General features: G+C 43.1%; 19 protein-coding genes. 18 read left to right on the top strand and 1 reads right to left on the bottom strand.

Translation table 11 applies throughout. The features are described 5' to 3' along the window. The first annotated feature begins 230 nt into the window (after positions 1-230). The 11 genes from AB5618_RS14260 to rsfS all read left to right on the top strand — a co-directional run bounded on the left by AB5618_RS14260 (position 231) and on the right by rsfS (position 8679). The gene (locus tag AB5618_RS14260) at positions 231-2102 is read left to right on the top strand and encodes a TIGR03960 family B12-binding radical SAM protein (protein ID WP_368366854.1); all 1872 of its coding nucleotides are present in this window, start codon (positions 231-233) and stop codon (positions 2100-2102) included. Continuing rightward, entirely contained in the window at positions 2086-2796 is a 711-nt protein-coding gene (locus tag AB5618_RS14255) for a TIGR03936 family radical SAM-associated protein (protein WP_118580164.1), read from the top strand. Before AB5618_RS14260 ends, AB5618_RS14255 begins: the two co-directional genes overlap by 17 nt. 20 nt (positions 2797-2816) lie before the next feature. After that, a complete protein-coding gene (locus tag AB5618_RS14250) occupies positions 2817-4049 on the top strand; it encodes a ribonuclease E/G (protein ID WP_226815945.1) in 1233 nt (410 codons plus the stop codon). 219 nt (positions 4050-4268) lie between these two features. Next, positions 4269-4574 carry a 50S ribosomal protein L21 gene (gene rplU / locus AB5618_RS14245; RefSeq protein WP_118580170.1) on the top strand — a complete coding sequence of 102 codons (306 nt, stop codon included), beginning with the start codon at positions 4269-4271 and terminating at the stop codon, positions 4572-4574. 12 nt (positions 4575-4586) lie between these two features. Continuing rightward, complete coding sequence (locus AB5618_RS14240; RefSeq protein WP_148463023.1) at positions 4587-4910, top strand: ribosomal-processing cysteine protease Prp; 324 nt, start codon at positions 4587-4589, stop codon at positions 4908-4910. Positions 4911-4915: 5 nt separating this feature from the next. Next, positions 4916-5203, top strand: a complete 288-nt coding sequence (gene rpmA / locus AB5618_RS14235) for a 50S ribosomal protein L27 (protein WP_015542711.1) — start codon at positions 4916-4918, stop codon at positions 5201-5203. 63 nt (positions 5204-5266) lie between these two features. After that, positions 5267-6559 (top strand): GTPase ObgE, encoded by a 1293-nt coding sequence (gene obgE / locus AB5618_RS14230; RefSeq protein WP_118580176.1) that lies wholly within the window; start codon positions 5267-5269, stop codon positions 6557-6559. 36 nt (positions 6560-6595) lie between these two features. Then, positions 6596-6889 (top strand): ribosome assembly RNA-binding protein YhbY, encoded by a 294-nt coding sequence (gene yhbY / locus AB5618_RS14225; RefSeq protein WP_118580179.1) that lies wholly within the window; start codon positions 6596-6598, stop codon positions 6887-6889. Then, positions 6873-7508 carry a nicotinate-nucleotide adenylyltransferase gene (gene nadD / locus AB5618_RS14220; RefSeq protein ID WP_226815140.1) on the top strand — a complete coding sequence of 212 codons (636 nt, stop codon included), beginning with the start codon at positions 6873-6875 and terminating at the stop codon, positions 7506-7508. The genes yhbY and nadD overlap by 17 nt, the downstream gene beginning before the upstream one ends. 2 nt (positions 7509-7510) lie before the next feature. Continuing rightward, complete coding sequence (gene yqeK / locus AB5618_RS14215; RefSeq protein ID WP_118580182.1) at positions 7511-8116, top strand: bis(5'-nucleosyl)-tetraphosphatase (symmetrical) YqeK; 606 nt, start codon at positions 7511-7513, stop codon at positions 8114-8116. 194 nt (positions 8117-8310) lie between these two features. Beyond that, positions 8311-8679, top strand: a complete 369-nt coding sequence (gene rsfS / locus AB5618_RS14210) for a ribosome silencing factor (protein WP_368366853.1) — start codon at positions 8311-8313, stop codon at positions 8677-8679. A 68-nt stretch (positions 8680-8747) separates the two neighbouring features. On the opposite strand, the gene lexA is transcribed toward rsfS, so the two are convergent. Further along, positions 8748-9368 (bottom strand): transcriptional repressor LexA, encoded by a 621-nt coding sequence (lexA, locus tag AB5618_RS14205; RefSeq protein ID WP_148463022.1) that lies wholly within the window; start codon positions 9366-9368, stop codon positions 8748-8750. A 233-nt stretch (positions 9369-9601) separates the two neighbouring features. Between lexA and AB5618_RS14200 the strand changes: the two genes are divergently transcribed. The 7 genes from AB5618_RS14200 to AB5618_RS14170 are packed head-to-tail and all read left to right on the top strand — an operon-like array spanning position 9602 to position 15807. Continuing rightward, complete coding sequence (locus tag AB5618_RS14200; RefSeq protein WP_243271384.1) at positions 9602-11017, top strand: HlyD family efflux transporter periplasmic adaptor subunit; 1416 nt, start codon at positions 9602-9604, stop codon at positions 11015-11017. 34 nt (positions 11018-11051) lie between these two features. After that, positions 11052-11756, top strand: a complete 705-nt coding sequence (locus tag AB5618_RS14195; RefSeq protein WP_368366852.1) for a YggS family pyridoxal phosphate-dependent enzyme — start codon at positions 11052-11054, stop codon at positions 11754-11756. A 15-nt stretch (positions 11757-11771) separates the two neighbouring features. After that, a complete protein-coding gene (locus AB5618_RS14190; protein WP_118580191.1) occupies positions 11772-12401 on the top strand; it encodes a cell division protein SepF in 630 nt (209 codons plus the stop codon). Positions 12402-12406: 5 nt separating this feature from the next. Then, positions 12407-13159 (top strand): RNA-binding protein, encoded by a 753-nt coding sequence (locus tag AB5618_RS14185; protein ID WP_148463021.1) that lies wholly within the window; start codon positions 12407-12409, stop codon positions 13157-13159. A 29-nt stretch (positions 13160-13188) separates the two neighbouring features. Further along, the gene (gene aroB / locus AB5618_RS14180) at positions 13189-14280 is read left to right on the top strand and encodes a 3-dehydroquinate synthase (protein ID WP_118580194.1); all 1092 of its coding nucleotides are present in this window, start codon (positions 13189-13191) and stop codon (positions 14278-14280) included. 6 nt (positions 14281-14286) lie between these two features. After that, positions 14287-14835: a signal peptidase II gene (gene lspA, locus AB5618_RS14175; RefSeq protein ID WP_148463020.1), complete on the top strand. Its 549-nt coding sequence runs from the start codon at positions 14287-14289 to the stop codon at positions 14833-14835. A gap of 57 nt (positions 14836-14892) precedes the next feature. Further along, positions 14893-15807 carry an RluA family pseudouridine synthase gene (locus AB5618_RS14170; protein ID WP_118580200.1) on the top strand — a complete coding sequence of 305 codons (915 nt, stop codon included), beginning with the start codon at positions 14893-14895 and terminating at the stop codon, positions 15805-15807. The last annotated feature ends 9 nt before the right edge of the window (positions 15808-15816 follow it).

Here is a 15816-nt window from a genome sequence, read left to right as displayed (position 1 = left end):
AAAAGCACACGATTTCTCTTGAATTTCTGAAATGACCTGTATTATAATAGGATAATTAACGGCATATACCACAGCCGATACCGCAGTGACCAAATGCCGTTTTCGGGGTAAAAATAGGTTCAAAAATGAGCATTATTTTTCCCACTTATTCAGAAAAAAAGGCACTATCCAAATCCAAACAGAATAAGTTTTGTATTTGGTGAATAGTGACAAATTGTGAAAGGAAAAGAATGAGAAAATTAGCACTTAGTGACGAAATATTACTCGGTGTTGACAACGCAGCCCGTTATATCGGCGGGGAGGTCAACTCTGTGATGAAAAATTTAGACGGGATAGATGTCCGTGTGGCGTTTTGTTTTCCGGATGTCTACGAGATCGGCATGTCCAACCTTGGTATGATGCTTCTTTATAATATGTTCAATAAACGCCCTGATGTCTGGTGTGAGCGAGTTTATTCCCCATGGCTTGATCTTGATAAGCTTATGAGAGAACAGAATATCCCGTTATTTGCCCTGGAGTCCCAGGATCCTGTCAGGGATTTTGATTTTCTGTGCATCACACTTGGATATGAAATGTGTTATACTAACGTACTCCAGACACTGGATCTTTCCCAGATTCCACTGAAAGCAGCTGACCGTGACGAATCATGTCCTATTGTAATCGGAGGCGGTGCGTGTGCATATAATCCAGAGCCATTAGCAGCCTTTTTTGACCTGTTTTATATTGGCGAAGGAGAAACTGTGTATGATGCGCTTTTTGATGCATACAAGGCCAATAAGGAAGCCGGAGGCAGCAGGGAGGAGTTCCTTCTGAAGGCAGCTCAGATTCCGGGAATTTATGTTCCGGCATTTTATGATGTCACATACAAAGAAAACGGTACAATTGCATCCTTTGCACCAAATCGTCCGGGAGTTCCCGAGAAAGTCCAAAAGCAGCTGATCGTAGATATGGATAAAGGATATTGCCCGATTGAAAAACCGGTTGTTCCTTTTATTAAAGCTACACAGGATCGTGTCACTTTGGAAATCCAGCGTGGATGTATCCGTGGCTGTCGTTTCTGCCAGGCTGGTATGATCTACAGACCTCTCCGTGAACGTGATGTAGAAGAACTGAAGGAATCTGCAAGAGCTATGCTGAAGAATTCCGGTCATGAGGAAATTTCCCTCAGTTCCTTAAGTTCCAGTGATTACACCCATCTGGAAGAGCTGGTAAACTTCCTGATCGACGAATTTAAATCTGCAGGTGTTAATATTTCCCTGCCGTCACTTCGTATTGATGCTTTTGCCCTGGATGTTATGAGCAAGGTTCAGGATATTAAGAAAAGCAGCCTTACTTTTGCCCCGGAAGCTGGTTCCCAGAGACTTCGTGATGTAATTAACAAAGGACTTACCGAAGAAGTGATCCTTCACGGTGCGCATGAGGCATTTGTTGGAGGATGGAACCGTGTGAAGCTTTATTTCATGCTTGGGCTTCCTACTGAAACAGAAAAAGACATGAAGGGAATTGCTCATCTTGCAGAGCGTATTGCAGAAGAATATTACGATACCGTTCCAAAGGAAAAACGCCATGGAAAGGTTCAGATCGTAGTCAGCACATCCTTCTTTGTGCCAAAGCCATTTACCCCATTCCAGTGGGCTCCAATGTATACAGAACAGGATTTTATTGACAAGGCAAAAGTAGTAAAAGAAGAAATCCGTGCACAGCTGAACCAGAAGAGTATTAAATACAACTGGCATGAACCGGATGTAACCACACTGGAAGGCTTCCTTGCAAGAGGTGACCGCCGTGCTTCTGAAGTTATCTTAAAAGCCTATGAAAAAGGTGCCCTTTACGATGCCTGGTCAGAAAGCTTCCGCTACGACATCTGGAAAGAGGCTTTTGCAGAAACAGGAATTGACATTGAATTCTACACACTCCGAGAGAGAAGCACAGATGAAATCCTCCCATGGGATTTCATAGATGCAGGTGTTACAAAGGAGTTTCTGATCCGTGAGTGGAAACAGGCAAAAGGCGAAGTGGTTACACCAAACTGCCGTCAGAAATGTGCAGGCTGCGGAGCAAGACGTTATGAAGGAGGCGTATGTTATGAAGGTAAGAATTAAATTTACGAAAGAAGGGCCTATGAAATTTGTAGGACATCTTGACACCATGCGCTACTTCCAGAAAGCCATCCGCCGCGCAGAGCTTCCAATTGCTTTTTCGGGAGGTTACAGCCCTCATATGATCATGTCCTTTGCTGCCCCTCTTGGAGTTGGCGTTACCAGTACAGGGGAATATTTCGATATGGAGCTTACCGCTACGATTCCTACTGATGAAATCTGTCAACGTCTTAACAGCCAGATGGTAGATGGTATTCATGTTTTAAGTGCCCGCCAGGTGGAAGACGGAAAAGCGAGCAAAGCGATGTCCCTGGTGGCAGCAGCTGATTATCTGGTGGAATTTCGTCCTGGAAAAGCACCGGCAGATGGATGGCAGACAAGAATTACGGAATTTTTAAAGCAGCCTGAGATCCTTGTTACAAAAGAAACCAAAAAAGGCGAAAAACAGGTAGATATCCGACCTTTTATTTACAAAATGAATTTACAGAATGACAACCGCATTTTCTTAAGTCTTGCTTCTGCAAGTGCCAACTATACCAAACCAGATGCTGTAATGGATGCATTTACCAGCTGGCTTGGACAGGAGCTTCCGGAATTTGCCTGCATGATTCATCGCCTGGAAGTATATGCAGATCTTGGAAATGAGAAAAAACATAAATTTGTATCGTTGGAATCCCTTGGCGTGGAAGTTCAATAAACTTAAAACAGGTGAATCAAGTGACGAAATTAATTCTAACAACCATGGAACTTTGCGGTAACAAATGTCATGCCTGTGCAATCGAGGAAGAAGGTCAGATTATGGAGCTTCGCCTGGAGGCAGCCGCCCGACAGTCCATTCTCGGAAATATTTATGTAGGACAGGTGGAAAATATTGCTTCTAATATCCAGGCAGCATTTGTTCTTATTGCACCTGGAGTACGCGGTTATTTTCCTCTTCAGGAAGCAGAGCAGGTTATCTATGCCTCCGGGAAAGCACCTGGCAGTCCCTTGCGTCCGGGTGACCAGATTCTGGTGCAGGTAAGCCGTGATGCCATGAAGGGCAAGCTGCCCGCACTGACTGCAAACTTAAATTTTACCGGTAAGTATCTGGTGCTCACCACAGGAGAAAAAAAGTTCGGACTATCCGGTAAGCTCTCTGGTTCAGAACGCCACACTTTATCCGGCTGGCTGGAAGCAGAGGCTGCACGTCCGGATAAGGAATATGGCCTGATTGTCCGCACCAACGCAGCCCAGGCTGAAAAGGCTGAAATCCTTCAGGAACTTTCTTATCTGAAATCACTGTATGAAAAAGTTGCTGTCAACGGCAAAAGCCGCACCTGTTTCAGCCTTCTCTACGAAACAGAACCGGTTTACCTTACCACTCTCCGTGATATTTACAGCGAAAATCTCACAGACATTGTAACAGATGATCCTGAAATTTTTCAGCAGATCACTTCTTATTTGAAAGAAACAAGTCCGGAGGAAGAAAGCAAAGCCCATTTTTATCAGGACAAGCTTCTTCCGTTATACAAGCTTTCCCGCATGGAAAACGCGCTGGATGAGGTTCAAAAGGAAAAAATCTGGCTGAACAGCGGCGGGTTTATTGTGATCCAGCAGACAGAAGCCTTTGTCTCCATCGATGTAAACAGCGGGAAATTTACCGGAAAGAAAAAAGCCGAAGAAACCTATCGCAAAATCAATCTGGAAGCAGCTAAGGAAATTTCACGACAACTGCGGCTTCGCAACCTGTCCGGAATTATTCTTATTGATTTTATCAATATGACAAACCCAGATCATAACAACGAGCTTTTTCATGTATTGCAGAAATATCTGAGGAAGGATCCGGTGAAATGTAAAGCCATAGATATTACACCGCTTCACATTCTGGAGATGACACGAAAGAAAGTCAGAAAACCGGTAATAGAGGAGATCAGGCAGATAAAGTCAGGAGATTTTTCGAACACGCTCTAAATAAAACTATAAGAAATTCCTTTTTCGTATTTTCGAAATTATTATAAGCAGCAAACCCGAAATATGGATTTTCATTTTTATTTTTTTACAATTTTTTTCGCAAAACCTCTTGACGAAACCAAATCTCCCTGTTATTATAATCGAGTATGCCGCACAAAGAGGTTTAAGAGTCGAGAGACCACCATATTTGGCGAGTAAAGTCTATAGGAGGTGCCACAAATGTACGCAATTATTGCAACAGGTGGTAAACAGTACAAAGTTGCTGAAGGCGACGTAATCAGAGTTGAGAAGCTCGGAGTTGAAGCTGGTGAAACCGTTACTTTTGATTCTGTAATTGCAGTTAGCAATGACGGATTAAAGGTTGGAGAAGACGTTAAGGATGCCAGTGTTACCGCTTCTGTAGTTGAGAACGGAAAGGCTAAAAAAGTCATCGTTTACAAGTACAAGAGAAAAACTGGATATCACAAGAAAAACGGTCACAGACAGCAGTACACCAAAGTTAAAATCGAAAAGATCAACGCTTAATCAGGTGCTGTTATGATCAATATTACAGTTAAGAAGAGAAAAGGCTCTTATCTGGATTTTCTGTCCAAAGGACATGCAGGCTATGCCGAAGAGGGACAGGATATTGTATGTGCTGCCGTATCAGCCTTGATCATTACTACCGTGAATTCTCTTGAGGAATTTACGGAAGAGCAGATTGAAGCGGAAGCGGATGAGGGATATGTATCCATCCATTTTAAAACAAATCCGAATACTGAGCGTGGGAAACTGCTTATGGATTCCCTGATTCTTGGATTAACAGAAATTGAGCATAGTTATAACAATCGATATTTGACAGTAAGAGTCAAGGAGGTGTAACAACAATGATGAAGATGAACCTTCAGTTATTCGCACATAAAAAAGGAGTTGGTTCCACAAAGAACGGTCGTGATTCCGAGTCCAAGAGATTAGGTGCGAAGAGAGCAGACGGACAGTTTGTTAAAGCCGGCAACATCCTTTACAGACAGCGCGGAACTAAGATCCATGCAGGCGAGAACGTAGGATGCGGAAAAGACTATACATTATTTGCACTGACCGATGGTGTTGTAAGATTCACCAGAAAAGGCCGCGATAAGAAACAGGTTTCTATCGTACCAGTAGAGGCAGAGTAATTCGTAGAGCAGGAGGCTTCAAATCTATAAAGGTTTGGAGCCTTTTCTTATAAAGGAGATTTAATGTTCGCAGACAGAGCTACCATATATATCCGTTCCGGTAAGGGCGGCGACGGCCATGTAAGCTTCCGCAGGGAAAAATATGTACCTGACGGCGGTCCGGATGGCGGCGACGGCGGCAAGGGCGGAGACGTCATTTTTGAAGTTGACGAGGGACAGAATACCCTCGGTGATTACCGTCATAAAAGAAAATATAAGGCAGAAGACGGTCAGGAGGGCGGCAAAAAGCGCTGCCACGGTGCCGACGGTGCCGACATTATATTAAAGGTACCGGAAGGTACTGTTATCATGGAGGCTGAATCCCGTAAGGTAATTGCAGACATGTCCGGTGACAATCGTCGTCAGATCGTTCTGCGCGGTGGACGCGGCGGTAAGGGAAATCAGCATTATGCAACCCCTACCATGCAGGTTCCCAAATATGCCCAGCCTGGACAGCCTTTTCAGGAGCTTGAAGTGCTTCTGGAGCTAAAGGTGATCGCAGATGTAGGACTGGTAGGTTTTCCTAATGTTGGTAAATCTACATTTCTCTCACGTGTTACAAATGCGAAACCGAAAATTGCCAACTATCATTTCACAACCTTAAGCCCGAACCTTGGCGTTGTAGATACTGAGAATGGCGGTTTTATCATCGCAGATATCCCTGGACTGATCGAAGGTGCTTCTGAAGGAGTCGGTCTTGGTCATGAGTTCCTTCGCCATATTGAGCGTACCAGAGTTCTGGTGCACATTGTGGATGCAGCTTCCACAGAGGGACGAGATCCTATTGATGATATTTATAAGATTACCAAAGAACTGGAGAAATACAATCCGGAAATTGCAAAGCGTCCTCAGGTAATTGCAGCCAATAAAGTGGACTGTATTTTTGACGACGGTCAGGAGAATCCTGTAGACAGACTTCGCAAAGAATTTGAACCAAAAGGTATCAAAGTATATCCCATTTCTGCAGTTACCGGACAGGGTGTACGTGAGCTTCTTTTCCATATCAAGGAACTTCTGGACAGTTGTCCGAAGAAAGCAATCGTATTCGAGCAGGAATTCTTCCCGGAAGATATGCTGATCAATGAGAGCCTTCCATTTACCGTACAGGTTGACGAGGAAGATCCATCTGTATTTATCGTAGAAGGACCACGTATTGAGAAAATGCTTGGTTATACCAATCTGGATTCTGAGAAAGGTTTCGCCTTTTTCCAGCGTTTCCTGAAAGAAGGCGGCATTCTGGATGAACTGGAAAACGCCGGTATTCAGGAAGGTGATACGGTCCGTATGTATGGATTTGAATTTGATTATTATAAATAAATAGCAACTATTCAGCAGGTATTCAGGAGATAAATTATGACAAGTAAGCAAAGAGCATATTTAAAAAGTCTGGCAATGAAAATGGATGCCATTATCCAGCTTGGCAAGGGCGGTCTTACACCGGAGAACACCAAGGCAGTTGACGAAGCACTTGCGGCGAGAGAGCTGATCAAAATCAGTGTGCTTCAGAACTGTCTGGAGGATCCTAAGGAAATGGCACAGGTTCTTGCAGAGCGCACCCATTCCCAGGTTGTACAGGTGATCGGTAAGAAGATCGTATTATACCGCGAAGGTAAAAAAGAGAAAAAGAAAATTGAACTGCCAAAATAATCGAAAAAAAATCGGGATCATGGGCGGTACCTTTGATCCCATCCATATGGGACATCTGATTCTGGGTGAGCAGAGCTATGAGCAATTCCAGCTGGATAAGGTTCTGTTTATGCCTTCCGGCAACCCGCCTCATAAACGGGACCGTGCTGGCAGAGCCTCTGATAACCAGCGTGTGGATATGGTCCGGCTTGCAATTGAAGATAATCCCCATTTTGAGTTGTCTCTTGCAGAAATGCACGAGACCGGGTATACCTATACCTATCGCACTCTGGAAGAGCTAAAAGAATACAATCCGGACACAGACTATTATTTTATCATTGGTGCAGATTCTCTTTTTGCTTTTGACGAATGGATGGAACCAGAGCGGATCTGTCGGGCCTGTACTCTTGTGGTGGCTGTCCGGGATCATGCGTCCTACGCTGAACTGAATCGGGAAATCCAGCGTCTTTCTGCAAGGTACAACGGAAATTTTGCCCTTTTGGATACTATGAATATTGATGTGTCCAGTCATCAGATCCGTCAGTGGATTTCAGAAGAAAAAAGTCTGAAATATTACGTCCCGGATAAGGTGATTTCTTACATGAAAGAGAATGGAATTTACAGAAAGAAGGAAGTCTGACCATGGCAGATTACGATTTTGCAAAAATTGAAAAAAAACTTTCCAAATACCTGGATGAGGATCGTTTCCAGCATACCATGGGCGTTATGTACACCAGCGCATGTCTGGCTATGGTCCATGGATATGATATCAAAGATGCACAGGTGTCCGGTCTTCTTCACGATTGCGCCAAATGCATTCCCAATAAGAAAAAACTGAAGATGTGCAGCGAACACAATATTCCGGTTTCCGATTTTGAGAGAAGTCACCCGTTTCTTCTCCACTCCCGTCTTGGAGCTTATATTGCTCACGAGAAATATGGGATTGACGATCAGGAGATTCTTTCTGCCATCAATTATCACACAACTGGCAGACGTGAAATGAGTCTTCTTGAAAAGATTATTTATATTGCAGATTATATTGAGCCCATGCGTTATAAAGCAAGCCGTTTACCGGAAATTCGCAAACTTGCGTTTGAAGACCTGGATGAGTGTATGTATGAGATCCTAAAAGATACCCTGGAGTATCTGGAAGAAGATTCTGCCGATGATATTGAGCCAACTTCCAAGGAGGCTTATATTTATTATAAAGAATTGCATAATAAGCGTAATAACGTATCTGATAATTAATACTCCGCATATACTGGCGACTATTTTTACTATTTACAATTAACATTCTACGAGATGCGAGATATTTCGCACGAGCGAAGGCCAGGTACCACCTGACAGAGGATATTATTTCACTTTTAAAGCCTTTTGTTCTCGCAGGAATTTAAAATAATATTAGGTCAGTATAAGCATTATTAAGAAAGGAGCAGATCAGAATGAGTACAGTAAGTACAGAGAAAATGATGGCACAGATTGCCTGCAAGGCAATTGATGATAAAAAGGGACAGGATATTAAGATAATTGATATTCATAATGTTTCTGTAATTGCAGATTATTTCGTAATCGCAAGCGGTACAAACTCCAATCAGGTTCAGGCGATCGTCGATAATGTGGAGGAGCAGCTTGGACGCGCTGGCTTTGAGGCGAAGCAGATTGAGGGAAACCGCAATTCCAGCTGGATTCTCATGGATTACAGCGATGTGATCGTGCATGTGTTTGATGAGGAAAACCGACTTTTCTATGATCTGGAGAGAATCTGGAGAGATGGAAAGGTTCTGGAGATGGATGCGTTTTTAGAGAAATAAAAAAGTCCCCTTTGGTAAACAATTGTCTGGAAACAGCAATTGTTTGCTAAAGGGGAAATTTTTTATGACTATTGGTAAAAACGCATGACACCAAATACTTTACCCAGAATCTGGATTTCTCCTGTAATGATAATGGGATCCATAGTGTCATTCTCTGGCTGAAGGCGGTAGTAGCCCTTCTCCTTATAGAAGGTCTTCACTGTGGCAGAGTCCTCTACCAGGGCAACTACAATGTCGCCGTTATCTGCAGTTGGCTGCTGCTTTACCAGAACCTGATCACCATCGAAGATTCCTGCATTGATCATGCTGTCGCCTTTTACCTTCAGCATGAAGCTCTGTTCATTGGGCATAAATTCTGCCGGGATGGGGAAGTAGCCATCTACATTCTCTACAGCCAGAATAGGCTGTCCGGCGGCTACAGTACCTACAAGCGGAACATTGACCACTTCACGGCGGACAAGATTGAAATTGTCATCAATGATCTCTATGGCTCTTGGCTTCGTGGCATCGCGGCGGATGTATCCGTTCTTCTCAAGAGCTTCCAGATGGGCATGAACAGATGATGTAGACTTCAGATTTACAGCTTCACAAATCTCACGAACTGCTGGCGGGAATCCGCGGTTCAGAATCTCACTTTTAATATATTCTAAAATTTCCTGCTGTTTTTTGCTGATTTTACCATATGTCATAAGAGTTTTCCTCCGAAATTCATTCAACTTTTTCTTATCATACCATATTTTTCTTAATTAAGCAAACAGATATTCTGAAAATATGTTCGTTTTTTGATATGCAGGCTGTTCACAGCTTCCAGCTTTGTTCACACACTTTTCGTTTTCTTTTCCTTGTGTTCACCGGCAAAAAATGGTACAATTGTTTGGTATGAAAATTCAGAGCCCGACTCAAAAACAAAGGGGGAATCCGCTTGTCCGAGAAGAAATCTAACAAGCCTGGCAAAACGGCAGGACTTTTTGTCCAGTTAAAGAACATATTCGGACTGAATATTGCCACCGTTGCTTTTGGTATATTGTTATTATATATGATTTTTACTGCATTTTTACTTGTAACCTCCACACATATCGAATCTTACCAGGTTACCACAGGTCCTTTGTCGCGAAACGAGACCTACACTGGTATTTCTCTTCGGGAAGAGAGTGTTTTTAAGGCAGAATCCTCCGGTTATGTGAATTATTATGCCCGGGAGGGAAGTAAGATCAATGCCAACGGTGCTGTTTACGGATTAAGTTCCGGAAAAATTGCAGAAACCAAGTCTGCATTGACTGCTGATGAACTGGAGAAGATCCGCAGTTCTATGCTCAGCTTTTCCAAAGGATTTTCCGGAAGTAAATTTAACAACACTTACAGTTTTAAGAACCAGCTGGAGGGAAGCATCCTTCAGTATGAGGGAATTTCCACTGACGGGAATGCAGATTCACAAGTAGTGACCATCGGCGGACAGAATATCTGTAAAGCCCAGGAAGACGGCATTATCCTCTATTCTATGGACGGTTATGAGAATAAGACTGTGGAGAACATTACAGCAGCAGATTTTGACCAGACTTCTTACCATGAAACGGATCTGAAGACATCCGAAAAGGTGCAGGCCGGAGATAACATTTATACAAATATTACCAGCGAATTATGGAGCCTGATCATTCCATTAAGCGACAAACAGGCCGCCAAGCTGGAGGGACGTTCCACCATTCGTGTGAAATTTCTCAAGGATGATATGACACAGAGCGGCGATTTTTCCATCATAAAAATCGATGGTAACAAATATGGAAAAATTGACTTCAGCCGCGGTCTGATCCGCTATGCATCTGACCGTTTTCTGGATATTGAGCTGGTTACCAATACAGTAACCGGTCTTAAGATTCCCCTTTCCGCTATTGAATCCAAGGATTTTTACGTAATTCCGGCAGAATATGCCACGACTGATCCTGACAGTGGAAGTGTAGGCTTTAACAAGATTTCCAAAGATTCCAGCGGAAATAACGTAAGAACCTTTATCAATGCTACAATCTACGGTAAAGTTAAAATTGAGTCAGATGATGATTCTGCCGATGAAGCTTACAATTATTACGTGGATAGAAGCGCTTTTAAGGAAGGAGATGCTATTGTAAAAGATGACTCCAACCAGCGCTTTATTGTAGGCGAAACAGATTCTCTGGAAGGCGTTTACTGCATCAATCAAGGGTATGCGGTATTCCGTCAGGTAGATATACTGGATCAGAATGAAGAATATGCCATTATTTCCAGTAATACATCCTACGGACTTTCCCGCTATGACCGCATTGCCAGAGACTCCTCCCAGGTAAAAGAGCAGGATATTCTCTACTAAGTTTAACATATACTATTTTTAAGGAGGCTTATAAATGTTAGCTGAAAATTTACAGCAGGTAAATGCAAATATTGAAAAAGCCTGTGCTGCTGTTTCCCGTGACCCAGGTGAAGTCACATTGGTGGCAGTAAGTAAGACCAAACCGGTCTCCATGCTTCAGGAGGCGTATGATGCCGGTGCGCGTGTTTTTGGAGAAAATAAAGTGCAGGAGATCATGGATAAATATGACCAGCTGCCATCAGATATCCAGTGGCACATGATCGGTCATCTGCAGCGCAATAAAGTAAAATATATTATTGACAAGGTTGCCATGATTCACTCGGTAGATTCCCTTCGCCTTGCCCAGACCATTGAGCAGGAAGCTGCAAAGAAAGATCTTGTTATGCCGATTCTGCTGGAAGTTAATGTAGCAGAGGAAGAAAGCAAATTCGGATTAGCGACGAATGAGGTGCTTCCTCTTCTTGAGAAAATCAGCATATTTTCCCATATAAAAGTGATGGGACTTATGACCATTGCCCCATTTGTGAAAAATCCAGAAGAAAATCGTGAAGTTTTTCGCACATTGAAGAAATTAAGTGTTGACATTAATAGAAAAAACATTAATAATGTTAACATGAGTGTTCTGAGTATGGGTATGACCGGAGATTATCAGGTTGCTGTCCAGGAAGGCTCAACCATGGTACGTGTGGGAACCGGTATTTTTGGTGAACGAAATTATGCCACACGGCAAGAAGATTAAGATTGGAGATTGAAAATGAGCGTTTTTGATAAATTATTAGATTCTATTAAACTGAATGATGACGATTATGATGAAGATAATTATTTAGACGAGGATCTGATGGATGACGAAGAGGGGGATTTCTTTGATGACGATCCCATGGATGACAAGCCTAAGAAGAAATTCTTCGAGAAATTCGGTCGTAAGAAAGAGGATGATTTGGCTGACGCAGATACTTCCTTTGACGAAGAACCTGTACATACAGCAACACCAAAGACTGCTGCCAAGGCTCCTGCGAAACAGCCAGCTGAGAAGCAGCGCCCTGTAGCTTCTTCCAAAATCACTCCGATGAGAAGCAGCCGTCGTGCGAATCAGGCTTCTTCTATGGAGGTTTGTGTGATCAAACCTGCTTCCATGGAGGACACCCGGGAAATTGCAGACACACTTCTTGACAATGCAACTGTAATTCTGAATCTGGAGGGTATTGATGTAGAACTTGCACAGCGTATTATTGATTTTGCATCTGGCGCATGTTATTCCCTGAATGGTTCCCTTCAGAAGATTTCCAGCTACATCTTCGTACTTGGTCCCTCTTCTGTAGATATCACTGGTGATCTTCAGAATATTCTTGGCGGCGCTACACCTTCTGTAAGAGCTGGTTATTGATTTTTATGGATAAGGATGAATTTTTACTTAAGAGAATCCGGGAGCTGGCAAATCTCTCTTACCAGAGAGATATTGTCACCTTTACGGATTTTCTTAACTTAAACGAACAAAATATGCTTGTTTCCCTTAAGCTTCATCAGATAGGCGTAGAGGTAAAGCTTTTCGGTGGCTATGAGCATGCAGAACGGCAGATGGCAGCTTTTTTCCCCGGAGGTCTTGGTTTTTCCTGGGATTATCCTATTGACTGCCTGAAAATAGAGCCCAAGGCTCTTCGTTTTTCTGAGGAGCTTGGACATAGAGATTATCTTGGAGCGCTCCTGAATCTTGGAGTTGACCGCAGTGTAGTTGGTGATATCCTCATCAAGGATAAAGAAGCCTGGTTTTTCTGCCTTCATAAAATGTCTGACTTTTTTATTGAAAATCTTATTCGGGTAAAACATACTACCGTTCTGGTTTCCAGAGTAGAGCAGGCAGAAGAGATTCCGGAACCTGAATTTGAAATGACAAATGGTACCTGCGCTTCTGTAAGGCTGGATGCTCTCATCGGGCTGGCTTTTCAGACGTCCAGAAGCAGCATGGTTTCTTTTATTGAAAGCGGTCTTGTGTTTGTAAACGGCAAACTGATCACCTCCAATGGATATGAGCCAAAAGAAGGCGATATTATTTCCGTTCGCGGCAAAGGACGCTTTATCTATGATGGTGTATCCAGACAGACAAAGAAAGGACGCCTTGGTGTCCGCATTCGAAAATACGTATAAACAATAATACATTTGGAGAGGATTTAACTATGGCAGAAGAAAAATTACTTGTAAAACGTGACGGGGAGTTCTGTTATCCCATTTATTTTGAAAATGACTTTTCTTTTCTTTCACAGGCCTTGACAGACGAAGGTCTTGCAGGGAAAAGCATGTGTATTGTTTCAGATTCCACAGTAGCACCTCTCTATGCAGACCAGGTGAAAGCAGAGCTTTTGAAAGTATCCGATCATGTATACCAGTTCACTTTCCCCGCCGGAGAAGCATACAAGAATCTTGATACCGTACAGGATCTTTTCCAGTGCCTTATTGAGAATGGGCTTGACCGCAAAAGTCTGGTGGTTGCTCTTGGAGGCGGAGTAACAGGAGACTTATCCGGCTTCGGTGCCGCAGCCTATCTTCGTGGAATTGATTTTATCCAGATTCCTACCACGCTTCTGGCGCAGGTGGACAGCAGCGTAGGCGGTAAAACTGGCGTTGATTTCAGACAGTTTAAAAATATGGTAGGCGCTTTTCATCAGCCCCGACTGGTTTATATGAACATGGCCACCTTGCAATCCCTCCCTGAGCGCGAATTTGGCTGTGGAATGGGTGAAATTCTAAAGACCGGACTAATTTGCGATAAAGACTTTTTCGACTTTGTATGCGCAAATTACAAGATTATCCGCACTATGGATCCAGAAATGCTTGCCGTTATGATCCGAAAATGCTGTGCCATCAAAGCCGGGGTTGTAGAGCGGGATCCCAAAGAACAGGGAGAGCGTGCTCTTCTTAATCTTGGCCACACCATAGGACATGCAGTCGAAAAGCTGATGAACTTTAACCTTCTCCATGGTCAGTGTGTGGGAATCGGACTGGTTGCCGCAGCTGCCATTTCCAGGGAAAGAGGTCTCCTCACAAATGGTGAATACGAGCAGATCTGCCATAGCCTTAAGCTTTACGGTCTGCCTTTGTATGTGGAAGGACTTTCTCCCAGAGACATTCTTGCAGCTACCAAAAAGGACAAAAAAATGGAACAGGGACAGATTAAATTTATTCTTATGGATGGTCTTGGAAAGAGTTTTATTGACAAGACAGTTACGGATCAGGAGCTTCTTGTGGGAATTCACGCCATCTGCAGGTAATCTATCATGGAAAATAAAACAGCTTCAAACTACAATGATCTTCCACTAAAAGCACCTAAATTAAAAGGAATTCTGCTTATCCTTTTTCTGGTTCTTCTGGATCAGGGAACAAAGTATCTTGCAATCAGGTATCTGAGAGGATCCTCCGGGATTTCTCTTATTGATAATGTGTTAAACCTTCGTTACCTTGAAAACAGAGGCATGGCATTTGGCCTTCTCCAGAATAAGATTCTTTTTCTGGTGCTTACCTGTATTGTTTTTTTTGTGGCTATTATATATCTTTTTATAAAAGCACCTGCAACTGTTTATTATAGACCACTGCTTTATACAGCGGCAATTGTGTTCGCTGGAGCAATGGGGAATTTTATAGACCGTGTTTTCCGTGGATATGTGGTAGATTTTATTTATTTTTCCCTGATTGATTTTCCCACGTTTAATGTGGCAGATATTTACGTGACCTGTGGGATCACAGTGATGGTATTTCTTATGTTTTTCCGTTATAAAGAAGAAAATGATTTTGACTTTCTGAAACCGGGGAACAAATCTGCCAGGTAAATTGATTTGTCTGATTTTTCATATACCGCGTAATTGAGAGAGGAGTTTTACTGATACATGGAGCAATTGGAATTTACAGCAACCGAAAATGAAGCAGGAGTGCGCATAGACCGCTGTCTTTCCGATAAATATGAGGAACTTTCCCGTTCTTATCTTCAGAAGCTTCTGAAAGAACAAGGTGTTACCGTCAATGGGAAAGCAGTAAAAGCAAACTACAAAATACAGGCAGGGGATCTGGTTCAGACAACCCTGCCTGATCTGACTGAACCGGATATTCTTCCGGAAAATATCCCTTTGGACATTTTATACGAAGATGATGATGTACTGGTGATAAATAAGCCCAAAGGAATGGTAGTCCATCCTGCAAATGGCCACACCAGCGGAACTTTGGTAAATGCTATTATGTACCACTGTCAGGGCAATCTGTCCGGTATTAACGGGGTTATGCGTCCTGGAATCGTCCACCGTATTGATAAGGACACTACAGGAGCTCTTCTTGTATGCAAGAATGACACGGCTCACCGTGATCTGGCCCAGCAACTGAAAGCGCATACTATCAAGCGGCGTTACCGGGCTATTGTGGCAGGTAATCTTAAGGAAGATGAAGGTACTGTAGAAGGCCCGATCGGCCGCCACCCAATTGACCGGAAAAAAATGGCGATCAACTACAAAAATGGAAAAGACGCTGTCACCCATTATAAAGTCCTGGAACGTTTCGGGAATGCGACTTATATCGAGTGCCGCCTTGAAACCGGTCGTACCCATCAGATTCGTGTACATATGACCAGCCTTGGACATCCTCTTCTTGGCGATGAGATCTATGGCTCAGGCAAAAATCCTTATCATCTCCAGGGACAGACTCTTCATGCCATGGTTTTGGGCTTTGTTCACCCAAGAACAGGAGAGTATATGGAATTTTCCGCACCTTTGCCAGAATATTTTCTCAATTTGTTAGAAAAATTAAGAAAATAGTTGTCAGTT

This window comes from Ruminococcus sp. J1101004sp1_RTP21198st1_B9_RTP21198_201120 (genome assembly GCF_040924245.1).
Classification (GTDB): Bacteria; Bacillota; Clostridia; order Lachnospirales; family Lachnospiraceae; genus Blautia_A; species Blautia_A faecis.
The sequence above is the reverse complement of the archived record's forward strand: the minus strand, read 5'-3'. Positions and strand labels throughout refer to the sequence as shown.